Origin of the sequence: Pararoseomonas sp. SCSIO 73927, assembly GCF_037040815.1 — a bacterium.
In the GTDB taxonomy this organism is placed as follows: domain Bacteria; phylum Pseudomonadota; class Alphaproteobacteria; order Acetobacterales; family Acetobacteraceae; genus Roseomonas.
Window position 1 is genome coordinate 161,633 of record NZ_CP146232.1, and the last position, 21,721, is coordinate 183,353.

The following is a 21,721-nucleotide window of genomic DNA, read 5'->3' on the forward strand; positions in this document are numbered from 1 at the left end:
CTACAATCCGGCATTGCCGGTTCGCAGGTGCAAAATAGGTCAGGTCAGCAGGTCTGCCAAATAGATAAGATTTCCGAGACTGATAGCCGTAGACTATCAGGCCAGGCGTAAAAGGAAGCGCCGCCGGGGTGTCCCCCGGCGGCGCCCTGCCGCTCAGCGATCCCTGCCCGGGCGGCCGTGGCCGCCAGGGATCAAGCCGCGATAGCCTTCACCATGGTGGAGCCCAGCGAGGCCGGGCTGTCGGCCACGTTGATGCCGGCGGACCGCATGGCGTCCATCTTCGCCTCGGCGGTGTCCTTGCCGCCGGAGATCACGGCGCCCGCATGGCCCATGCGGCGGCCCGGGGGGGCCGTGGCGCCGGCGATGAAGCCGACCACCGGCTTGTAGTTGGCGGAGCCGGGCTTGTTCTCGCGGCCCAGGAACTCGGCCGCGATGATCTCGGACTGCCCGCCGATCTCGCCGATCATGACGATCTGCTTCGTCTCCGGGTCGGCCAGGAACATCTCCAGCACCTCCTGGAAGTCCGTGCCCTTCACCGGATCGCCGCCGATGCCGACGCAGGTGGACTGGCCGAGGCCGGCCGCCGTGGTCTGCGCCACCGCCTCATAGGTCAGCGTGCCCGAGCGGGACACGATGCCGACGGAGCCGCGCTTGTGGATGTGGCCGGGCATGATGCCGATCTTGCAGGCTTCCGGCGTGATCACGCCCGGGCAGTTCGGCCCGATGAGGCGGGACTTGGAGCCGGCGAGGGCGCGCTTGACCTTCACCATGTCGCCCACCGGGATGCCCTCGGTGATACAGATGATGAGGGGCAGCTCGGCCGCGATCGCCTCCAGGATGGAGTCGGCCGCGAAGGGCGGCGGCACGTAGATGACGGAGGCGTCGGCGCCCGTCTTCTCCACGCAGTCGGCCACGGTGTCGAACACGGGCAGGCCGATATGGGTCTGGCCGCCCTTGCCCGGCGTCACGCCGCCCACGTAGTTCGTGCCGTAGGCGATGCCCTGCTCGGCGTGGAAGGTACCCTGGGACCCGGTGAAGCCCTGGGTCATGACCTTCGTGTGCTTGTCGACGAGGATCGCCATGGTTCAGGCGGCCTTCTTCACGGCGGCGACGACCTTCTGCGCGGCGTCGGCCAGGTTGTCGGCGGGGATGATCGCGAGCCCCGATTCGGCCAGGATCTTCTTGCCCAGCTCCACGTTCGTGCCCTCGAGGCGCACCACCAGCGGGACGGAGAGGGAGAGGTTCTTGCTCGCCTCCACGATGCCGGTCGCGATCATGTCGCACTTGGCGATGCCGCCGAAGATGTTGACGAGGATCGCCTTGACGTTGCTGTCGGAGGTGATGATCCGGAACGCCTCGGTCACGCGGGCGGCCGTCGCGGTGCCGCCGACATCGAGGAAGTTCGCGGGGGAGGAGCCGTAGAGCTTGATGATGTCCATGGTGGCCATCGCCAGCCCGGCGCCGTTCACCATGCACCCGATCTCGCCGTCCAGCGCGACGTAGTTCAGGTCGTTCCTGACCGCGTCCAGCTCCTTCGGGTCCATCTCCGTATCGTCGCGGAGCGCCTCGAGGTCCTTGTGGCGGAACAGCGCGTTGTCGTCGAAGGACACCTTGGCGTCGAGCGCCACGATCTCACCGGCGCCGGTCACGACCAGCGGGTTGATCTCGATAGCCTCCATGTCGAGCGCCGTGTAGGCCTCGTACATGGCGGTGACGAACTTCACGAAGGTGCCGACCTGCTTGCCCTCGAGGCCCAGGCCGAAGCCGAGCTTGCGGGCGGCCCAGGGGAACAGGCCGGAGGCCGGGTCGATCGCGACCTTCAGGATCTTCTCGGGGTGGTTCTCGGCCACCTCCTCGATCTCCATCCCGCCCTCGACGGAGGCCATGATGGTGACGCGGCTCGTCTCGCGGTCCAGCAGGATGGACAGGTAGAGCTCGCGCTTGATGTCGCAGCCGGCCTCGACATAGACCTGGTTCACGACCTTGCCCTCGGGCCCGGTCTGCTTGGTCACCAGCGTGTGGCCGATCATCGCGGCGGCGGCCTCGCGGGCGCCCTCGGCCTTGACGACGCGCACGCCGCCCTTGCCGTTCGGGTCGTCCTTGAAGCGCCCGGCGCCGCGACCGCCGGCGTGGATCTGGCTCTTCACCACCACGACGGGCCCGGGCAGCTTCTTCGCCGCCGCCTCGGCCTCCTCGGGGGTCTTGGCCACGTAGCCGTCGAGCACTGCAACGCCGTAGCGCTTCAGCAGCTCCTTGCCCTGGTACTCATGGATGTTCATGCGGGAACCGCCTTCCTGATCCGAAAAGGGCCGGGGTTCCCCCCGGCCCTGCTATCCCCAAAAACCTATCAGACGCCGAGGGCCTTGAAGTCCTCGACGAGCTTCTTCACCGCGTCGCAGGACTTCTCGAAGGCCGCCTTCTCCTCGGGCTGGAACTCGACCTCGACGATCCGCTCCACGCCGCCGGCGCCGATCACCACGGGCACGCCGACGTAGAAGTCCTTCATCCCGTACTCGCCGTTCAGCATCACGGCGCAGGGCAGGACGCGCTTCTTGTCCTTCAGGTAGGCCTCGGCCATCGCCACGGCGGAGGCGGCGGGCGCGTAGAAGGCGGAACCCTTCTCCAGCAGCTTCACGATCTCGCCGCCGCCATTCGCGGTGCGGTTGACGATCGCGTCGATCTTCTCCTGCGTCGTCCAGCCCATCTTGATCAGGTCGGGGATGGGGACGCCCGCGACGGTGGAGTAGCGGGTCAGCGGCACCATCGTGTCGCCGTGGCCGCCGAGCACGAAGGCCGTCACGTCCTCGACCGAGACGTTGAACTCCTGCGCCAGGAACAGGCGGAAGCGCGCGGAGTCCAGCACGCCGGCCATGCCGACCACCTTGTTCGCGGGCAGGCCGGACTTCTGCTGCAGCGCCCAGACCATTACGTCCAGCGGGTTGGTGATGCAGATGACGAAGGCGTTCGGGGCGTAGCGCTTGATGCCCTCGGCCACCTGGCCCATCACGCCGGCGTTCTTCGTCAGCAGGTCGTCGCGGCTCATGCCGGGCATGCGCGGGAAGCCGGCGGTGACGATGACCACGTCCGCGCCCTCGATCGCCGCATAGTCGGAGCCGCCGGACATGGCGCTGTCGAAGGAATCGACGGGGCTGGACTGCATGATGTCCAGCGCCTTGCCGGCCGCCACGCCCCCGAAGACGTCGAAGAGCACGACGTCGCCGAGCTCCTTCAGGCCGATCAGGTGGGCGAGCGTGCCGCCGATGTTGCCGGCGCCGATGAGCGCGATCTTGCTGCGGGCCATGGGGGGTCCTTCGAAGGGGCCACGTGGGGGAACCAGGGGGCCTGGGGACGTTCCGGCGATGCCGGTTGCGGCACCTGCGAACGGGACGCGGGCTGGATAGACCCGGATCGGCGGCCCGGCAAGGCGGGAGCCCCGGATGCGGCGCGGGGCGTGGGCGCCCGCCCCCGGCCCTAGCGCTCCAGCCGGACGAGAAGGTCCTTCAGCAGCCGATTCGTCTCGGCCTGGGTCTTCACCATCTCGGCCATGTGGTGGACCAGCTCCGCCATCATGGCCTCGGCGGAGCGGCCGGAGCTTTGGGAAGTAGAGCTCTGGGAAGTCGAGCTCTGGGCGGTGAAGCTCTGGGACATGTCGATCCTCCGGAGATGGAGGCGGCAGCTTCCCAATACGGCGGGGTGCCCGCAACCGGCCGGCACCCCCGCGCGGAGAAGGCGCCGCCCGGACCGGCCCGGGCGGCGCCCCGACTCACATCGGCATGCAGCGGAAGGTGTCGGCGTGGCCGCGGGCGAGGACGGCCATGGTGCCGGCGGGGCAGTCCATCTGCTCGCCATCGGCGGCCGGCAGGCCGGTGAACCACACGCCGGAACGGCGCGGAGCCCCCTCGCCGCGGCTGCGGGAGGCCTTGCCCGCCTTCCAGCCCCGGGACGGAAGGGTGGAGGCGGCGGCCGGGGCGGAGAAGAGGCTCACCATGCGGATGCCCGGGCGGCCGTGCAGCCCGCTGGGGCGGCGCCCGGCCAGGTTGAAGGACTGGGCCCGGAAGGAGGCCTGCCGCGCCTCGCGCCGGCCGGCGGCACGGGCTTGGAACCGGCCGCCGCGACCGGCGGTCGCCACCCGGGCGGTCACCGTGCGGGCGGAGCCGCGGGAGGCCGTGCGGATCACCGCGCGGCCCGGGGAGCGGGCCGGGGCGGCGCTGGCGGTGCGAGTCCGCGGCGCCACGGCGACGGGGCGGCGGGATGCCGTCACGGCCGGGCGGACGGAGGCGCGGGCCGGGGCCGAGACGCGGGCGGCCTTGCCCCGGGCCTCGGAGCGGCCGCCGGCGGCCTCGGCCGGCTGGGCGGCGGCGAGCGCCAGGATGGTGGCGGCCGCAAGGGCGCCGGGAACGCGGAACATGCGCAGCATTTCTATTCTCCCCCGAATGCCGGAACCCGGTCCCCGCCCGGCGCCTCGCCCCCTCAGGCCAGCGCCGGAAGACCCGATCCCGGGCTAGATCACGTCAGATGCGGCAGGGCCAGGTAATCCTGGCTCTGCATTTCCATGAGGCGGGAGGCGGTGCGCTGGAAGATCGCCGCCCCCTCACCCCGTTCGTAGAGCGCGTCCGGCTCGGCCTCGGCCGAGGCGACGAGCTTGCACCGATGCTCGTAGAGCGTGTCGATGAGCGTCACGAAGCGGCGGGCCCGGTCGAAATTCTCCGGCCCCAGCCTTGGCACGCCGTCCAGCACCAGCGTGTGGAAATGGGTGGCGATGGCGAGGTAGTCCGCCGCGCCGAGGAACACCCCGCACAGCGCCTCGAAATCCGCGCGGGCCACGCCGCGATGGGCCTGTGGCACCTGCACCTGGCGCCCGAGCACCGTGATGGGGCAGGGCTCCCCATGGGCCACGCCGGAGAGTTCCAGGAAGGCGGCATCGAGCGCGCGGTTGGCGCGGCCATCCACCGGGGAATGCCAGGTGGGCAGGCCCCGGATACGGTCCCGCCGGTAATCCTGCAGCGAGGCGAGGTGCAGCACCTCCAGCCGCTTCTGGATCATGGCGATGAAGGGCAGGAAGGCGTCGCGCCCCGGCTTGCCCTTGAACAGGTCGGCCGGCGCGGTGTTGGAGGTGGCGACCGCCACCACGCCGCGGGCGAACAGCGCCTCGAAGAGCCGGCCGAGGATCATGGCATCGGTGATGTCATGCACCTGGAACTCGTCGAAGCAGAGCAGCGCGGCCTCGGCCACGATCGCGTCCGCCAGCGGCGGGATCGGGTCCTCATGCGTGCCGTTCGCCTGCCGCCAGGCGTGGATGCGCCGGTGCGCGGACTGCATGAAGGCGTGGAAGTGCTCGCGCTTCTTGCGCCGCACGTCCGCCGTCTCGAAGAACAGGTCCATCAGCATGGACTTGCCGCGCCCCACCTCGCCGACGAGGTAGAGGCCGAGCGGCGGGCCGTCCGGCTGCTCGTCCACGGGCTTGCGGCGGAAGAAGCGGGAGAGGAGGCCGCCCGGCTCCTCCTTCGGCGCCTCGGGCCTCGGGTCGTAGCCGCGCAGCCGGCGCCACAGGTCCTGCAGCACCTCCGCCGCGCGCTCCTGGGCGGGGTCGGCGCGCAGGGCGCCCACCGCCACGCGGGCGCGGTAGAGGGGAAGCGGGCCTTGCGAGACATCCGCCTTCACGGTCTGGGCCGTGGCGGGGGCAAGGGCCGGCGTGGGCGTGGTGCCGTCCATCGGCCGCCGGTCTAGCCCGGTTGCCCGGCCGCTCGCAACGTCGCGAGCCGTGTTGATTGGGTTTCAGTGTGGCAGGAAAGCCGTGAGGACGGCGTGGCAGGGATGGAGGCTAACCCATTGCAGCGGCTCCGCAATCCGGAGGCCCGGAACCGCGAAGTCCCGCCGGGCGGACCCGACGGGACTTCAAAGCACCATACTCAGGGGGACGATCAGGCGTCCTGGAACTGCTTCATCGCGTCCATGTGGTTCATGGAGGTCTTGGCCTTGTTGCCCTCCACGGAGGCGATGGCGGAGAGCGGCAGGTAGTGGTGCTTGCCGTCCGCGCTGTCGTTCTTCGTCAGCTTGATACGGTCACCCTCGACGTGGTCCACCGTGCCGACGTGGTTCCCACAGGAACCGACGACTTCCATGTGCTCCTTGATCTGCGACGTATCGACCATGCCACTGTCCTTCTTGCCGTGTCGGCGGGAAGAACGCGCCAGAACGGGAAGGGATGCCCTCGGTTCGCCGTGATTTCAGGCCGCCATGATTTCAGGCCGCCGTAATCTCAGTCCGCCGTAATTCCGGCCTTCTGGACCACCGGGGCCCAGCGGGCGCGCTCGGCGGCGATGAAGCGGCCGAACTCCTCCCCCTTCATGGGGTAGGGCACCGCCCCTTCCCGCTCCAGGCTGGCGACGAGATCCGGCGTGCCGACGCTTGCCAGGATGGCCTCCTCCAGCCGCGCCCGGATCGGCTCCGGCGTGCCCTGGGGCACGAGGATCCCGTACCAGGCCGTGACGCGGTAGCCCGGCAGGGTCTCCGCCACGGCGGGCACGTCGGGCATGGAGGGAACGCGGCGATCCCCCGTGACGGCCAGCGCACGCAGGTTGCCGCCCGCGACCAGCCCGGCCACCGAGGGCAGGGTGGAGATCATGGCGGGGATGTGCCCGGCGGCCACGTCCGTCAGCCCCGGGGCGGCGCCGCGGAAGGGCACATGGGTCCCCTCCACCCCCGCCTGCTGGAGGAGCAGCGCCATCGCCAGGTGCCCCGCCGCGCCGTTCCCGGGGGAGGCGTAGGTCACCGCCCCGTTCGCCGCGCGGTACTCCTCGATCAGCGCCGCGGGGGAGGCCGCCCGCGTGCCGGGGCCGACAACGAGCACCAGCGGCGTCTCGGCCACCATCGCCACCGGGGCCAGCGCCGTGCCGGGGTCAATCTTCAGGTTCCGCCCGAACAGGGTGGGGTTCACGGAGATCGGGCCCTGGTTGCCCATCAGCAGGGTGGTGCCGTCCGGCCGGGCGCCCGCCACCAGCTCCGTCGCCAGGTTGCCGCCGGCGCCCGGGCGGTTCTCCACCACCACGGGCTGGCCCAGCGCCGCGTTCAGCCGGGCACCGAGGGCGCGCGCCACGGCGTCCGTGCCACCGCCGGGGGTATAGGGCAGCACCAGCCGCAGCGGGCGGTCCGGCCAGCCCGCGGGCGCCTGGGCCAGGGCCGGCTCCGCGGTGGCAGCCGCCAGCAGGCTCATCAGGAAGGCGCGGCGCGCTGGGTGCATGGGCGATTTTCCCGGGGTTCCTCTGCCGCCAGCATGGGGGCAGATGCGGCGGGGATGGCAAGCCCCGCCGCCCGGCGCCCTACTCGCCCACGGGCACGTAGAGCTGCCCGCCGTCGCGGTACTTCCGCGCCATCGCCTCCATCCCCTCCTTCTGCGCCTCCGCCCGCAGGTCGTGGGAAATCCGCATGGAGCAGAACTTCGGGCCGCACATGGAGCAGAAATGGGCGGTCTTGTGCGCCTCCTTCGGCAAGGTCTCGTCGTGGAAGGACCGCGCCGTGTCGGGGTCGAGCGAGAGGTTGAACTGGTCCTCCCAGCGGAACTCGAAGCGGGCGCGGGAGAGGGCGTCGTCCCGCAATTGCGCGCCGGGATGGCCCTTCGCCAGGTCGGCGGCATGGGCGGCGATCTTGTAGGTGATCACGCCCGTCTTCACGTCATCCCGGTCCGGCAGGCCGAGATGCTCCTTCGGCGTGACGTAGCAGAGCATGGCGCAGCCGAACCAGCCGATCATGGCGGCACCGATGCCTGACGTGATGTGGTCGTAGCCCGGCGCGATATCCGTCGTCAGCGGCCCGAGAGTGTAGAAGGGCGCCTCCCCGCAGACCTTCAACTGCTTATCCATGTTGGCCTTGATCTTGTGCATGGGCACGTGGCCCGGCCCCTCGATCATCACCTGGCAGTCCTTCGCCCAGGCGATCTTCGTCAGCTCGCCCAGCGTCTCCAGCTCCGCGAACTGCGCGGCGTCGTTGGCATCCGCGATGGAGCCGGGACGCAGCCCGTCGCCGAGGGAGAAGGAGACGTCATAGGCGCGGCAAATGTCGCAGATCTCCTCGAAGTGCTCGTAGAGGAAGCTCTCGCGGTGATGGTGCAGGCACCAGCTCGCCATGATGGAGCCGCCGCGGGAGACGATGCCGGTGGTGCGCCCCACCGTCAGCGGCACATGGGCCAGCCGCACGCCGGCATGGATGGTGAAGTAGTCCACCCCCTGCTCGGCCTGCTCGATCAGCGTGTCCCGGTAAATTTCCCAGGTCAGGTCGGGTGCCACGCCGCCGACCTTCTCCAGCGCCTGGTACAGCGGCACGGTGCCGATGGGGATCGGCGCGTTGCGGATGATCCAGTCCCGGATGTTGTGGATGTTGCGGCCGGTGGAGAGGTCCATCACCGTGTCCGCGCCCCAGCGGATCGACCAGACCATCTTCTCCACCTCCTCCGCCATGGAGGAGGTGACGGCGGAGTTGCCGATGTTGGCGTTGATCTTCACCAGGAAGTTGCGGCCGATGACCATCGGCTCCAGCTCCGGGTGGTTGATGTTCGCGGGGATAATGGCGCGGCCGCGCGCGATCTCGTCCCGCACGAATTCGGGGGTGACGTGGTCGGGGATGGAGGCGCCGAAATCCTCGCCGTCCCGCGCCTCCGCCGCGCGCTGCCGGCCCATGTTCTCCCGGATCGCGGCGTACTCCATCTCCGGCGTGACGATGCCCGCGCGGGCATAGGCGAGCTGCGTCACCGCCGCCCCAGCCCTCGCCCGACGCGGCGCGTGGCGCACGGGAAAGGCGGGCGTCAGGCGGTCCCCGGTGGCGAAGCCGTTATCCTCGGGCCGTACGTCGCGGCCCGGCACTGCCTCCGTGTCGCCGCGCGCCTCCACCCAGGCCGCGCGGGCGCGGGGCAGGCCTCGGGCGATGTCGATCACCGCCGCCGCGTCGGTGTACGGCCCGGAGGAATCGTAGACCGCGACTGGCGGCTCGCCGGCGCTGGGGTGGACCGCGATCTCGCGCAGCGGCACGCGAATGTGCGGGTGCAGCGTTCCGGGGATGTGGACCTTGCGCGAGGCCGGCAGAGGGCCGGTGGTCACGCTCGGGATGGGGGTGAAGCTGTCGGGCATGGCGTCCTCCGAAGGGACCCAGCGCCGGAATCGGAAGAGGGTGGCACACGGCCACAGTGGGCCGCAGACCGCACCGTCCCTACGCCAGCATGAACTGGATCAGGTTCATCGGGTCACGGCGCTGCTTTCGCCAGCCGTATCTCAGCCCCTTGTCGGGACACCCCTGGTGAGGCGCCGACACTCCGCCCGCCGGGCGGCCGCTGTCAACCTAAAGCCCGCCCCCGCCATCGATCCCGATGGCCTGCCCCGTCACGTTCCGCGCGGCCGGGGAGAGCAGATAGGCCGCCATCGCCGCCACCTCCTCCGCCGCCGTAATCCGGCGCGTGGGCGTGCCGGCTGCGGCGGCCACGGCATCCATCCCTAGTTCCCGCCACCGGGCGCGGGCCATGTCCGTCTCCACCCAGCCCGGGCAGAGGGCGTTCACCGTGATCCCGCGCGGCGCCAGCCGCAGAGCCAGCGCCTTCATCAGGCCGACCACGCCGTGCTTGGCGGCGGAATAGGCCACCTGGTCCGGCACGGCGCGCAGCCCGAGCACGGAGGCGAGGAAGACGATCCGCCCCTCCCCCTCCGGCAGCACGGCGGCGGCCGCCTCCGCGCAGCGCCAGGCGCCGTCGAGGTTGGAGGCCATGATGCGGCGCCAGTGGTCCTCATCCGGCTGCGGCGGATCGCCCCCCGCCACGCCCGCGGCCAGGATCGCGGCACCGATCGGCCCGGCGGTGTGGAACAGGGCGCGGACGGAGGCGGGATCGGCCACGTCGCAGGGGATGAACCGCACGCCATCCGGCAGCGCCTCCTCCGGCGCGCGCCGGGCGGCGGCGATCACCGCCCTGCCCTGCCCGGCCAGCAGCCGCGCGCAGGCCAGCCCGATGCCGCGCGTGCCGCCGGTGACCAGCACCGCGCTCATGCGGCGGTGGTCCCGCCATCGACGGGCATGACGATGCCGGTCACGAAGCTCGCATGGTCGGAGAGCAGGAAGGCCACCACCGCCGCGATCTCCCGCGGGTGGGCGAAGCGGCGCTGCGGCACGGCCTCCGTATAGACATCGTCGCTGGCAACTCCGCCACCTCCACGCGCGGCCAGGTCGGCCAGCACGGCGCGCAGCATCGCCGTGTCCGTGCTGCCGGGCGCGATGGCGTTGAAGCGCACGCCCTTCGCAGCAAAATCCAGCGCCGCCGACCGCGTCATCTGCGCCAGCGCGGCCTTGGAAGCGCCGTAGGCCGCGCTGGCGGGCTTGCCGATCAGCGCCTGGTCGGAAGCGATGTTCACCACCGCCCCGCCGCCTTTCAGCAGATGCGGCAGCGCCGCCTGCATCACGGCGAAGGGCGCCAGCCAGTTGATCCGCATAATCCGCTCGGCCTCCGCCAACGGCGTGTCCAGCAGCGTGCCGATGATCGTGTCGCCGGCGTTGTTCACCAGCAGGTCAAGCCCGCCCATGCGCTCGGCGGCGGCCTCCACGGCGGGGGCAATTGAGGGGATGTCCAGCAGGTCGTGCTCCGGCCGGTCCAGCCCCTCCACGGTCGCGCCGCTCGCCTCCAGCACCGCGACCACCGCCGCGCCGATTCCGCCGCGATGGCCGGTGACGAGGGCGCGCCTGCCCTCCAACCCCGTCTGCCGGATGCCCGTCATGCCGCCTCCCACCACGCCGCCGGGATAGGGCGGCGGGGTGGGAAACGCATCAAGGCCGGGTCAGTCGCACCCGGCCGCAACGGCCATCGGCTGCCGCTCCCGCAGCAGGGCAGGCCCGGCCGCGAGGATGGCGGCCACCGGGAAGGCCAGCGCCACCCAGGGCAGCGCGCCGAGGCCGAGCCCGTGGTCGATCGCCAGCCCGCCAGCCCAGGCGCCGAGCGCGTTGCCGAGGTTGAAGGCCGCGATGTTGAGGCTGGACGCCAGGCTCTGCCCCGCGCCTTCCGCCTTCCGCAGCACCCAGATCTGCAGCGGCGCCACCGTGGCGAAGCCCGCCGCGCCGAGCAGGGCGGCGATGGCGATCATCGCCGGTTGGCTGTGCAGGGCCGGCGCCATGGCCGCCAGCACCACGGCCAGCGCCGCGAGGGACCCCAGCAGGGCGAGCGGCAGGTTCCGGTCCGCCACCCGCCCGCCGATGATGTTCCCCACCACCAGCCCGGCCCCGAGGACGAGGAGGATGGGCGAGACCGCCGCGTCGCTGAACCCCGCCAGCTGCGTCAGCAGCGGCGCGATGTAGGTGAAGACCGCGAAGACCCCGCCGAAGCCGAGCACCGTGGTCAGCAGCGCCAGCAGCACCGGCCCGCGTGCCACGGCCCGCATGTCCGCGCGCCAGTCGGTGGGCGCCGGGGCCCCGTCCTCCCTCGGGATGAAGCGGGCGATCACGGCGATGGCGGCCAGGCCCACGATCGTCACGGCCCAGAAGGTGGCGCGCCAGCCCAGGTGCTGCCCCAGCCAGGTGCCCGCTGGCACGCCGAGGATATTGGCCACCGTCAGCCCCGTGAACATGATGGCGATGGCGGAGGCGCGGCGGTCCGGCGCCACAAGCCCGGTGGCCACCACCGATCCCACGCCGAAGAAGGTGCCGTGGGCGAAGGCCGTCAGGACCCGGGCGGCCATCAGCGTGGCGTAGTCCGGCGCCAGGGCGCAGGCGGCGTTGCCGACCGTGAAGATCACCATCAGCCCCAGCAGCGTGGCCTTCCGCGGCAGGCGCGCGGTCAGGGTGGTGAGGATCGGCGCCCCGACCACGACGCCGAGCGCGTAGCCGGAGATGAGCAGCCCGGCGGAGGAGAGGGAGACGCCGAGGTCGCCCCCCACCTCCACCAGCAGCCCCATGATGACGAATTCGGTGACGCCGATGCCGAAGGCACCGACCGTCAGCGCGTAGAGAGCGAGAGGCATGGAGGGAATTCCCGTTCGGCCGGCATCAGGCAGGCCCTTCGGGTGGCCAGATGGACGCCCTGCCGCCCGTGCCATAGGCTACCGACCGGCAAATCACCTGTGACGTGAACTCACATGCCCCGATCGGAGGTGAACCGCGCCGCGGAGATGGAGGTCTTTGCGCGCGCGGTGGAGGAGGGCGGCTTCTCCGCCGCCGCGCGGGCGCTGGGGCTGACGCCCTCGGCCGTCAGCAAGCTCGTGGCCCGGCTGGAGGCGCGGCTTGGCGCGCGCCTCGTGCAGCGCTCCACCCGCCGCTTCGCCCTCACGCCCGAGGGCCAGGCCTTCCATGAGCGCGCAGTGCGGATCCTGGCGGAGATGGAGGAGGCGGAGCGCGCGGCGGCGGCCGGGGAGACCCCGGTGGGGCTGATCCGCGTGAACACCAGCGCCACCGTCAACACCCACCTCCTCGCCCCGGTGCTGCCGGCCTTCCTGGCCGCGCACCCCGGCATCCGCCTGGACATCGTGCTGAACGACCGGGTGATCGACCTCGTGGAGGCGCGGGTGGACGTGGCGATCCGCGCTGGCCCCATGCCCGAATCCCGCCTGCGCGCCCGCAAGCTGGGGGAGACGCGGCTGGTGATTGTCGGCTCCCCCGCCTACCTCGCCGCCCGCGGGATGCCCCGGCGCGCCGCCGAGCTGGCGGGGCACGAGCTGCTCGTCTTCGGCTACACCCGCGCCGTGCAGGACTGGATCCTGCAGGAGAGTGGCCGGCGCGTGGCGGTGAAGGTGGCCGGGCGCCTGCGCGCCAGCGACGGCGAGGGGCTGCGGCAGCTCGCCATCGGCGGCGCCGGGCTGGTGCGGATGGCCGCCTTCTGCGTGCGGGAGGACATCGCCGCCGGCCGGCTGGTGCCGGTGCTGGAAGGGGCGAACACCGGCGAGATGGAGGCCTTCCACGCCGTCCATGCCGGGGGCGCGGGGCCGATGCCGGCGCGGGTGCGGGCCCTGCTGGACTTCCTGGCGGCCCATGTCCGCATCCGCGGCGACGCGCCGTGGCTGGCGGGATGACCTCGCCCTTCGCCGCCGGGCACCCTATCTGCGCTGGCGCATGACGATCCCCGACGCCATTCCCCGAACGGCCCTCGTCACCGGGGGCGCCAAGCGCATCGGGCGCGCCATCTCCCTCGCCCTGGCCGGGGCCGGGTACGACATCGCGCTGCACTATCACGGCAGCGCGGAGGAGGCGGAGGGCACGGCCGGCGCCATCCGCGCCCTCGGCCGCCGCGCCGCCACCCTCCGCGCCGATCTCGGGCGGGAGGAGGAGGTGGAATCCCTCATCCCCGACGCCACCGCCAAGCTCGGCCCCGTCGGCGTGCTGGTGAACAACGCCTCCCTCTTCGAGCGGGACGAGTGGGACACCGCCACGCGGGAGAGCTGGGACGCCCATATCGGCCCGAACCTGCGCGCCCCCTTCGTGCTGACCCAGGCCATGGCCCTCGCCCTGCCCGACGGGGCGGAAGGGGCGGTGGTGAACATGCTGGACCAGCGCGTCCTCTCCCTCACCCCGCACTTCGTCTCCTACACCGTCACCAAGGCCGGGCTCTGGGCACTGACCCAGACCATGGCCCTGGCCCTGGCCCCGCGCATCCGGGTGAACGGCATCGGCCCCGGCCCCACGGTGGCCAGCACCCGCCAGACCGAGGCCCAGTTCCGCGCCCAGTGCGAGAGCACGCCCCTCCGCCACGGCTCCAGCCCGGAGGAGGTGGCGCGGGCCGTGCTGGCGATCCTTTCCCTGCCGGCGATGACGGGGCAGATGATCGCCCTCGACAGTGGCCAGCACCTCCAGTGGTCGCCCGCGCGCGCCCAGGGGGGACCAGAAGAGTAGATGCCAGGAATGATTCCCTACATCCCGGACGCCGCGCGCGGCCTGCGGCGCGTCTTCGTGCGCGACCTCACCGTGCAGGCCCGCCTCGGCGTCTACCCGAAGGAGGAGGCGGCGCCGCAGCGCGTGGTGATCGGGATCGAGCTGCTGGTGCGGGACGAATCCGCCCCCTCTGCGGTGGGTCCCGACCGGGTGGAGCGGGTGGTGGACTACGCCGCCGCGGCGGAGAAGGCGCGGGCGGTGGCGACCACCGGCCATACCCGCCTGGCCGAGACCCTGGCGGAGCGGATCGCGGCCGCCTGCCTGGAGGACCCTAGGGTGGAGGCGGCCCGGGTCACGGTGGAGAAGCCGGACATCCTGCCCCATGTGGGCGCGGTGGGCGTGAGCGTGGAACGGCGCCGGAACTGACGCATCACCGTCACGCGGCTGACTTTGTCAACGGCATCGCGGCGAAGTGACGGCAAACCATCCCCTGCCCGGAAAGATCGGTCATGGGGGCTGGCGAAACGGTTCCGAGAGGTCAATGTGAACGAAGCATGAAACCCGGAAACTATCCAGGACAGAGAGAAATCAAGGACTTAGCTTGCTGCCCAAAGATTGGGCAGGCGCGTGGGGAGCCCTTATCCGCCTTGGCCTTCGCGATGCCGGAGCCCTCCTCTCCACAGGGTTATCCACAGGAGTCGGGGACAACCCTCGGGACCTCCCGAGAAACCCAACGGAAACAAGCCTGATGGCCTTCTCCAACGAGCAGACCACCCCGCTGGCCCCGATGGAGGGCCGTGAGGTGATCGAGCGGGCGCTCCTCACCCTGCCCTTCTCCCCGGGCGTCTACCGGATGCTCGATGCGAAGGGGGACGCGCTCTACGTCGGCAAGGCGCGCAGCCTGAAGAAGCGCGTCTACGCCTACACCCAGGTCCACAAGCTGCCGGACCGCCTCAAGCGCATGGTCTTCGAGACCCGCCACCTGGAGGTGATCACCACCGCCTCGGAGGCGGAGGCGCTGCTGCTGGAAGCCAACCTCATCAAGCGGCTGCGGCCGCGCTTCAACATCGTGCTGCGGGACGACAAGTCCTACCCGTGGCTGGTGATCACGGAAGATCATCCTTACCCGCAGATCTCCAAGCACCGCGGCGAGCGGCGCAAGGGCGCTTCCTACTGGGGCCCCTTCGCCAGCGCCTGGGCCGTGAACCAGACCCTCACCGCCCTGCAGCGCGTCTTCCTGCTGCGCTCCTGCCGGGACACGGTGTTCGACAACCGCTCCCGCCCCTGCCTGCTCCACCAGATCCGCCGCTGCTCCGCCCCCTGCGTCGAGCGTGTCACGAAGGAGGAGTACGGAGAGCTCGTGAAGGAGGCCACGCAGTTCCTCTCCGGCGAGACCCCCTCCATTCAGAAGCGCCTGGCGAAGGAGATGGAGGAGGCGGCGGAGCGGCTGGAATTTGAGCGCGCGGCGGCCATCCGGGACCGCATCCGCGGCCTGACGCATGTGCAGGGCCGCGACCGCATCAACATGGAGAACGTGGGCGACGCCGACGTGGTGGCGCTGCACATGGCCGCCGGCCAGGCCTGCGTGCAGGTCTTCTTCTTCCGCGGCGGCCGCAACAACGGCAACCGGCCCTTCTTCCTGTCCGGGATGCGGGCGGATGCGGAGCCGGCGGAGGTGATCACCGCCTTCCTCGGCCAGCTCTACGACGACCTGCCGCCCCCGCCCCTCGTCCTCGTCTCCCACGACCTGCCGGAGGCGGCGCTGGTGGCGGAGGCGCTGGCGCTGCGAAGCGACCGCAAGGTGGAGGTCCACACCCCCAAGCGCGGCGACAAGCGATCCGCCGTGGAGCACGCGCAGACGAACGCGCGGGAGGCGCTGGAGCGCAAGCTGGCGGAGGGCGCGGCCCAGGGCGAGCTGCTGGAAGGGGTGGCGAAGGTCTTCGACCTCTCCTCCACCCCCGAGCGGATCGAGATCTACGACAACTCCCACATCCAGGGCACCAACGCCTACGGCGTGATGGTGGTGGCCGGGCCTTCGGGTTTCCTGAAGAACGCCTACCGCAAGTTCTCCATCCGGGGCGACGCGGCGCCGCCCGCCAAGGGCCGGAAGCCCGCGGACGCGACGGGCACCGAGCCCCTGGCCGGAGAGGACGTGGCCGCCCTGGCGCATGACGCGGCCGGCCGCACCGCCCTGAAGACCACCGGCGGCCCGCGCGGCGGCGACGACTTTGCCATGATGCGCGAGGTCTTCGAGCGCCGCTTCGGCCGCGCCCTGAAGGAGGACCCGGAGCGCGAGAGCGGCACCTGGCCCGACCTGGTGCTGATCGACGGCGGCCTGGGCCAGTTGAACGCCGCGCGGGAGATCCTGACGGAGATGGGCATCCACGACGTGCCCCTGGTGGCCGTGGCCAAGGGCCCGGACCGCGACGCCGGGCGGGAATGGTTCCACCGCACGGGCCACGACCCGATCCAGCTGCCGCCGCGCGACCCCGTCCTGTACTACCTGCAGCGGCTGCGGGACGAGGCGCACCGATTCGCCATCACCACCCACCGCGCCGGGCGCTCCAAGTCCCTCGTGAAGAGCGAGCTGGACGACATCCCCGGCGTCGGCACCGCCATCAAGCGGGCGCTGCTGAACCATTTCGGCTCCGCCCGCGGCGTGCGGAACGCGGCGCTGGAGGACCTGCGGAACACCCCGGGCATCGGCCCCTCCGTCGCGAAGCGCATCTACGAGCACTTCCACCCCGGCACCACCGGCCCGCTGGAGCCGGTGCGGCCGCGCGGCGGAAGGCGCAAGGGCGCCGCCGTGGACGCCATCGCGGAGGCGCCCGACCCGGCTCCTGAAGCGGGGCCGGCCGGTGAGGAGGAGCCCCCCTCCCCGCCCCTCGCCGCGGATGCCGCGGGACACGAGGTGGAAGGTTGATCCGGCGCCGCGTTTCCCCCGGCGCCGATCTGGGCTAGGGGAGCGGAGCAAGGAGACGCGGATGCCCACCGACCTGCCGAACCTGCTGACGCTCTCCCGCATCGCGGCGATCCCGCTGCTGGTGGTGCTGATGTTCCTCCGCACGCCGGTGGGGGACATCCTGGCCTGCGCGATCTTCTCCGCCGCCGCGATCACGGACTACTTCGACGGCAAGATCGCGCGGGAAAGGGGGTCGCTGACCGCCTTCGGGCGAATGCTGGACCCCATCGCGGACAAGCTGCTGGTCGGCGCCGCCCTGATGCTGCTGGCGGGGATGGACCGCCTCTCCCCCCTCGGCCTGCTGCCGGCCATCGTGGTCCTGCTGCGGGAGATCCTCGTCTCCGGCCTACGGGAGTACCTGGCGGGGCTGCGGATCGGGCTGCCCGTGACGAAGCTGGCGAAGTGGAAGACCGGGTTCCAGATGGGCGCCATCGGCACCATCGTGGCCGGGGACAGCGGCGCCTCCGCCATCGGGCTCGGCGTCCTGCCCGTCTCCTGGCTCGGCGAGGCCGGGCTTTGGGTCGCGGCGGCGCTCACCCTGCTGACGGGCTGGGACTACATGACGGCCGGGATGCGCCACGCGGCGGCCGAGGACCTGTCCCGCGGCACGGGCGCACGGGAAGGCGGCCAGATCGGATAGAAGGGGTCGGGTAGAAACCTGCGCCGCGGAGGCGCATCCTGCGCCCAACGACTCAACGGAACACGCGGGCGGCCCCCGTAGCGGCGAGCCGGCCGGAAAGGGTACCAACATGAATCGCCTTCGCCCCGGCCGCACCGGGGGCTCGACGGCCCGTCGGATGGCCGGCCTTCCGCTCGCGCTGCTGCTCGGCGGCTGCTTCGGCCTCGGTGACATCGAGATGGCCCCCTTCGGCCGCACAGATCCCGTCGGCGCACCGGACAGCCTCACCGTGCGCCGGGTGATGGGCAGCGAGCTGGAGGTGCCGCCCCTCCTGCCGGAGCCGGGGAACGTCTGGCCGGCGGAGGAGGCGCCGCGCGCCACCCTGCAGAACCCGGACGCCGCCACGGTGCCCCCGCGGGAGCGTGAGCCCTCCGAGGCGCTGGACCGGGCGCGGCAGCAGCGCGGCCCCGCGCCGGCCGGCCGGGCGCCCGCCGCGACCGAGCCCGGCCCCGCCGTGCCGCCCGAGGCCGCGCCGAACCCCCGCGCCCCCGTGCCCGGCACCGTCACCCCCCGCCGCCGCGGCAGCGGGGAGCCGCTGCCGCCGATCGACCCGCCGCCCCTGCCGCGCCAGGGCGTGCCGGGCGGCGCCCCCGCCGTGCCGCCGGCGCCGCGGGTTGAGGGATCGACGCTGAACGTGCCGGGCGGGCCGCCCGCCACCATCGGCAACAGCGCGGGGAACATCGGGTCCTACACCCAGCCCGGCACGGGCACGGGCACGTCCATCCGCCAGGGCAACACCACCACCCTCTTCGGGGCGGACGGCTCGGTGCAGGTGGTGCCGACGCCTTGATACGCGTGCTGTACTTCGCCTGGCTGCGCCAGCGCACCGGCACCGGGGAGGAGGCGCTCCTCCCCCCGGAGGAGGTGCGCGACCTGGCCGGGCTGATGCGCTGGCTCGCCGCCCGCTCCCCCGGCCACGCCTCCGCCTTCGCCGATCCGGCGCAGGTGCGGATGGCCGTGAACCAGGAGTTTTGCGGCCCGGACCAACCGGTGAAGGCCGGGGACGAGGTGGCCTTCTTCCCGCCGGTGACGGGTGGCTAGCATGACCCCCACCATCCGCGTGCAGGAGGCCCCCTTCGACCCTTCCGCCGAGACGGCGGCCCTCTCGGCCGGGCGGGTGGATGTGGGCGGGATCGCCAGCTTCCTCGGCCTCTGCCGCGCCGATGACGGGCTGCAGGCGCTGGTGCTGGAGCACTACCCCGGCATGACGGAGCGGGCCGTCGCCGCCATTGCCGCCAAGGCCGGGGAGCGCTGGCCGCTCACCGGCCTCACCGTGATCCACCGCGTCGGCCGCATCCTGCCGGGCGAGGGGATCGTGCTGGTCCTCGCCGCCAGCCGCCACCGCACGGCGGCGCTGGAGGCCTGCGCCTTCCTCATCGACTGGCTGAAGACCGGCGCCCCCTTCTGGAAGCGCGAGGAGTTCACGGGCGGCGAGGCGCGCTGGGTCGCCGCGCGGGAGGAGGACGAGGCCCGCACCCGGGAATGGGGCTGAGGGGAATGGGGCTGAGAGCCTTTCTCTCGGTCCTCGCCGGCGGGCTGGTGCTGGGCTGGCCCGCCTTCCTCAACGGCTACCCGCTGCTGTTCAGCGATTCCAGCGCCTTCCTGCATCAGACGATGGGCCCCTGGATGATCTGGGACAAACCCTACGTCTACGGGCCGCTGATCTTCCCCCTGCACTGGCACCGCCTGCTCTGGCCCGTGGTGATCGCGCAGGGGCTGATGCTCTCGCACCTATTGTGGCTGGCGCTGCGCGCCTTCGGCGGCGGGGCCTCGCCGGGGCGGCACGGGTTGATGGTGCTCGTCGTCACGGCGCTGACGGCGGCGCCCTTCTCCGTCGCCATCGTCATGCCGGACGTGTTCACCCCCGCCATGCTGCTGGGCGCCCTGCTGCTGGCCTTCGGCCGGGCGGCGCTGTCGCGGGGGGAGGCCGCCTGGGTGGCGCTGCTCGTCGCGCTCGGCACCGCGGCGCACCTGTCGCACCTGCCGGTGCTCGGGGCGCTGGTGGTGGTGGCGTTGCTGGCGGGGTGGCGCGCCGCGGGGCGGGTGGCGGTGCCGCTGGCGGCGGCGGTGGCGCTGCTGGTGGTCTCCAACGGGCTGGGGCATGGCCGCTTCTCCCTCTCGCCCTACGGCGCCACCTTCTTCATGGCGCGGCTGGTGGCGAACGGGCCGGCCATCCGCACGATCGCGGCGCGCTGCCCGGAGGCCGGCTGGGCTCTCTGCGCTTTCAGGGGCCGGCTGGAACCCTATGGGCCGCCCGCCTGCGAGCTCCGCTCCCAATCCTGTCCGCGGGACCTGCTGCCGAGCGACATCTTCCTCTGGGAACCCTCCAGCCCCGTGAACCGGGACGAGAACGGCCGCAACCGCGATTTCGGCGGCCGCGCCCTGTCCGGGGAGGCGCGGGAGATCATCGGGGAGACGCTGCGGCGGGAGCCCCTTGCCGTGGCCTGGGACGCGGTGCGGGACAGCCTCGCCCAGCTCCTCTCCAACCGCGTGGGCGACACGCTGGAGCGCCGCCACATCGGAGAGAGCCTGCCGGTCCAGATGCGGGGCTTCGGCCCGGCCGAGGTCGCGCGCTTCGAGGCCGGGGCGCAGCGGCGCGGGGTGCTGCCGGGGATGGTGGCGCCCTTCCTGTGGGTCCAGGGGCCGGTGCTGCTGCTGGGCGCGGCCGCGCTGGCGTGGCTGGGCTGGCGGGGGCGGCGGGACCGGGTGGTGCTCGGCCTGGCGCTGGGGATCGGGGTCGGGATCCTCGCCAACGCCTTCGCCACGGGGGCGCTGAGCGGGCCGCATGACCGCTACGGGGCGCGGCTGGCCTGGGTGGCCGTGGCCGGGGCGGTGCTGCTGGCCATGCGGGCCGCGGCAGAACGGGGGCAGCCCTCCGGGCGCGTCTAGCGCCGCAGGCAGGCCATCCGCGGCCTGGGATTCCGGTTCCGGGGCAGCGGCACCGGGCGGGTCACGCCCGGCCGCATGAACTGCCGGGCCTCCGCCGCCCCGCCGATCAGCAGGGCGGGCCGCAGCCCGGGGGCGCAGAGCCCGGCCAGGCCCGCCGCCGGCGGAAGCGGCACGGCGCCGCCCCGGCCCCAGGCCACGCCGAGCTGCGCCAGCGCCACCCGGCGGTTGTAGGCGGCGCCGCGCCCCGCCTCCCCCGAATGGTAGCGGCCGATCGCGCTCCCCCAATCCCCCGTGCTGCCGCGCAGCCCGTTCAGGAAGCGGGCCGCGTAGCGGGCGTTGGTCACCGGGTCGAAGGCGGCGTCCAGGTTGGCGAAGGCGCCGGGGTGATACATCAGGTTCACCTGCATGCAGCCCACGTCGATGGAGCGGACCCCGCGCGCCTGCAGCGCGGCGACGGCGGCGATCGCGGCGGCCTTGGTGGGGGCGGATCCCCCCTCGCCTTCGGCGTTCCAGCTCCAGGGCCAGGGCTCCGGCCGGCCGGAGGGCGCGGCGCGGCCGCTCTCCACCAGGGCGATGGCGCCGAGCAGGCCGGGGGGCGTGCCCGCACCGGGCTCGACCGCCGCGATGGCGCGGCGGCAGGCCGACCAGTCATCCACCGGGGCCGCCGGCTGGGCCGCCCGTTGCGCCCCGGCGCCGGTCGGGGCGAGCAGGGCGGCGCCCAGCAGGGCGATCAAGGGGGCGCGGCGCATGGGGCGGAGGTCGGCCCGGCGGGCGCGCGGGTCAAGCCGGATTCGGGCCAGGGCGGGTCCAGGGTCGGTCCAGCTCGGCCGGTTCAGGTCGGGCCAGTTCAGGTCGGGCCGGGATCAGCTGGTGGCGGCATCCGCCGCCGCCATGGCGCGCCGGTTGGCCTCGTCCTCCGCGTCGTCCGCCGCCTCCGCCGCGCGGGCGCGGCTCTCGCAGGTGGCGCGGATCCGGTCCAGCTCCTCCTCCGTCAGGTGCTCGATCCCGATGAAGGCGTTGCCGGCGGCGCTGGTGCGGATCAGCTCGTCCAGCTTGGCCTGGATCGCCGCGCCGTCCCGGTTCTGCGTGTTCTGGATGAGGAAGACCATCAGGAAGGTTACGATGGTCGTGCCGGTGTTGATGATGAGCTGCCAGGTGTCGGAGAAGCCGAAGAACGGGCCGGAAACGGCCCAGACGAGGACGACGGCGACGCAGATGATGAACGTCGCCGGGCGCCCCGTGGCCTGGGCCACGCGGCTGGCCACCTCGTTGAACAGCTTTGAGAAGGTCATGAGACGGTCTGCCGGCCTTGCTGGTCCGGGCCGGAGACCCGGCCCTGCACGGATCAATGCCGCGCAAGGTCCCCGGGC

The 21,721-nt window shown here is 72.4% G+C and carries 22 protein-coding genes, 1 pseudogene and 1 riboswitch; of the genes and pseudogenes, 9 read left to right on the top strand and 14 right to left on the bottom strand.

Going from position 1 to position 21,721, the window contains the following annotated elements; all coding sequences use genetic code 11:
- Positions 1 to 191: 191 nt before the first annotated feature.
- The 12 genes from sucD to VQH23_RS00950 all read right to left on the bottom strand — a co-directional run bounded on the left by sucD (position 192) and on the right by VQH23_RS00950 (position 11,981).
- Entirely contained in the window at positions 192 to 1,082 is an 891-nt protein-coding gene (gene sucD, locus VQH23_RS00895) for a succinate--CoA ligase subunit alpha (RefSeq protein WP_338663728.1), read from the bottom strand.
- A 3-nt stretch (positions 1,083 to 1,085) separates the two neighbouring features.
- Positions 1,086 to 2,279, bottom strand: coding sequence for an ADP-forming succinate--CoA ligase subunit beta (sucC, locus tag VQH23_RS00900; RefSeq protein WP_338663729.1), 1,194 nt, complete (start codon positions 2,277 to 2,279; stop codon positions 1,086 to 1,088).
- A 68-nt stretch (positions 2,280 to 2,347) separates the two neighbouring features.
- Positions 2,348 to 3,301, bottom strand: a complete 954-nt coding sequence (gene mdh / locus VQH23_RS00905; protein ID WP_338663730.1) for a malate dehydrogenase — start codon at positions 3,299 to 3,301, stop codon at positions 2,348 to 2,350.
- Between the two features lie 170 nt (positions 3,302 to 3,471).
- The gene (locus tag VQH23_RS00910) at positions 3,472 to 3,648 is read right to left on the bottom strand and encodes a hypothetical protein (RefSeq protein WP_338663731.1); all 177 of its coding nucleotides are present in this window, start codon (positions 3,646 to 3,648) and stop codon (positions 3,472 to 3,474) included.
- 115 nt (positions 3,649 to 3,763) lie between these two features.
- Positions 3,764 to 4,417, bottom strand: coding sequence for a hypothetical protein (locus VQH23_RS00915; protein ID WP_338663732.1), 654 nt, complete (start codon positions 4,415 to 4,417; stop codon positions 3,764 to 3,766).
- Positions 4,418 to 4,506: 89 nt separating this feature from the next.
- Entirely contained in the window at positions 4,507 to 5,712 is a 1,206-nt protein-coding gene (zapE, locus tag VQH23_RS00920) for a cell division protein ZapE (RefSeq protein WP_338663733.1), read from the bottom strand.
- Between the two features lie 209 nt (positions 5,713 to 5,921).
- On the bottom strand, positions 5,922 to 6,152 hold the full coding sequence (locus VQH23_RS00925; protein WP_338663734.1) for a DUF2171 domain-containing protein: 231 nt from the start codon (positions 6,150 to 6,152) through the stop codon (positions 5,922 to 5,924).
- A 107-nt stretch (positions 6,153 to 6,259) separates the two neighbouring features.
- On the bottom strand, positions 6,260 to 7,240 hold the full coding sequence (locus tag VQH23_RS00930) for a tripartite tricarboxylate transporter substrate binding protein (RefSeq protein ID WP_338663735.1): 981 nt from the start codon (positions 7,238 to 7,240) through the stop codon (positions 6,260 to 6,262).
- A 79-nt stretch (positions 7,241 to 7,319) separates the two neighbouring features.
- Positions 7,320 to 9,119, bottom strand: coding sequence for a phosphomethylpyrimidine synthase ThiC (gene thiC / locus VQH23_RS00935; RefSeq protein ID WP_338663737.1), 1,800 nt, complete (start codon positions 9,117 to 9,119; stop codon positions 7,320 to 7,322).
- Positions 9,120 to 9,177: 58 nt separating this feature from the next.
- A riboswitch (TPP riboswitch) is annotated at positions 9,178 to 9,294 on the bottom strand.
- Positions 9,295 to 9,327: 33 nt separating this feature from the next.
- A complete protein-coding gene (locus tag VQH23_RS00940; RefSeq protein ID WP_338663738.1) occupies positions 9,328 to 10,023 on the bottom strand; it encodes an SDR family oxidoreductase in 696 nt (231 codons plus the stop codon).
- A complete protein-coding gene (locus VQH23_RS00945) occupies positions 10,020 to 10,745 on the bottom strand; it encodes an SDR family oxidoreductase (protein ID WP_338663739.1) in 726 nt (241 codons plus the stop codon). Before VQH23_RS00945 ends, VQH23_RS00940 begins: the two co-directional genes overlap by 4 nt.
- 60 nt (positions 10,746 to 10,805) lie before the next feature.
- On the bottom strand, positions 10,806 to 11,981 hold the full coding sequence (locus VQH23_RS00950) for an MFS transporter (protein WP_338663740.1): 1,176 nt from the start codon (positions 11,979 to 11,981) through the stop codon (positions 10,806 to 10,808).
- 114 nt (positions 11,982 to 12,095) lie between these two features.
- On the opposite strand from VQH23_RS00950, the gene VQH23_RS00955 reads away from it, so the two are divergent.
- The 9 genes and pseudogenes from VQH23_RS00955 to VQH23_RS00995 all read left to right on the top strand — a co-directional run bounded on the left by VQH23_RS00955 (position 12,096) and on the right by VQH23_RS00995 (position 20,351).
- Positions 12,096 to 13,025, top strand: a complete 930-nt coding sequence (locus VQH23_RS00955) for a LysR family transcriptional regulator (protein ID WP_338663741.1) — start codon at positions 12,096 to 12,098, stop codon at positions 13,023 to 13,025.
- Between the two features lie 40 nt (positions 13,026 to 13,065).
- A complete protein-coding gene (locus tag VQH23_RS00960; protein WP_338663742.1) occupies positions 13,066 to 13,842 on the top strand; it encodes an SDR family oxidoreductase in 777 nt (258 codons plus the stop codon).
- Positions 13,843 to 13,851: 9 nt separating this feature from the next.
- The gene (gene folB / locus VQH23_RS00965; protein WP_338663743.1) at positions 13,852 to 14,247 is read left to right on the top strand and encodes a dihydroneopterin aldolase; all 396 of its coding nucleotides are present in this window, start codon (positions 13,852 to 13,854) and stop codon (positions 14,245 to 14,247) included.
- A gap of 322 nt (positions 14,248 to 14,569) precedes the next feature.
- Positions 14,570 to 16,564 (top strand): annotated as a pseudogene (gene uvrC, locus VQH23_RS00970) (excinuclease ABC subunit UvrC); the annotation flags it as partial.
- A gap of 241 nt (positions 16,565 to 16,805) precedes the next feature.
- Positions 16,806 to 17,423, top strand: a complete 618-nt coding sequence (gene pgsA / locus VQH23_RS00975; protein ID WP_338663744.1) for a CDP-diacylglycerol--glycerol-3-phosphate 3-phosphatidyltransferase — start codon at positions 16,806 to 16,808, stop codon at positions 17,421 to 17,423.
- 109 nt (positions 17,424 to 17,532) lie between these two features.
- Positions 17,533 to 18,252 carry a hypothetical protein gene (locus VQH23_RS00980; protein WP_338663745.1) on the top strand — a complete coding sequence of 240 codons (720 nt, stop codon included), beginning with the start codon at positions 17,533 to 17,535 and terminating at the stop codon, positions 18,250 to 18,252.
- Complete coding sequence (gene moaD / locus VQH23_RS00985) at positions 18,252 to 18,503, top strand: molybdopterin converting factor subunit 1 (RefSeq protein ID WP_338666032.1); 252 nt, start codon at positions 18,252 to 18,254, stop codon at positions 18,501 to 18,503. Before VQH23_RS00980 ends, moaD begins: the two co-directional genes overlap by 1 nt.
- 1 nt (position 18,504) lies before the next feature.
- Positions 18,505 to 18,954, top strand: a complete 450-nt coding sequence (locus VQH23_RS00990; RefSeq protein WP_338663746.1) for a molybdenum cofactor biosynthesis protein MoaE — start codon at positions 18,505 to 18,507, stop codon at positions 18,952 to 18,954.
- A gap of 5 nt (positions 18,955 to 18,959) precedes the next feature.
- Entirely contained in the window at positions 18,960 to 20,351 is a 1,392-nt protein-coding gene (locus VQH23_RS00995; protein WP_338663747.1) for a hypothetical protein, read from the top strand.
- On the opposite strand, the gene VQH23_RS01000 is transcribed toward VQH23_RS00995, so the two are convergent.
- Positions 20,348 to 21,100, bottom strand: a complete 753-nt coding sequence (locus VQH23_RS01000) for a transglycosylase SLT domain-containing protein (protein WP_338663748.1) — start codon at positions 21,098 to 21,100, stop codon at positions 20,348 to 20,350. The two genes, VQH23_RS00995 and VQH23_RS01000, sit on opposite strands and share 4 nt — an antisense overlap.
- A gap of 114 nt (positions 21,101 to 21,214) precedes the next feature.
- Positions 21,215 to 21,643 carry a low affinity iron permease family protein gene (locus tag VQH23_RS01005; protein WP_338663749.1) on the bottom strand — a complete coding sequence of 143 codons (429 nt, stop codon included), beginning with the start codon at positions 21,641 to 21,643 and terminating at the stop codon, positions 21,215 to 21,217.
- Positions 21,644 to 21,721: the final 78 nt, after the last annotated feature.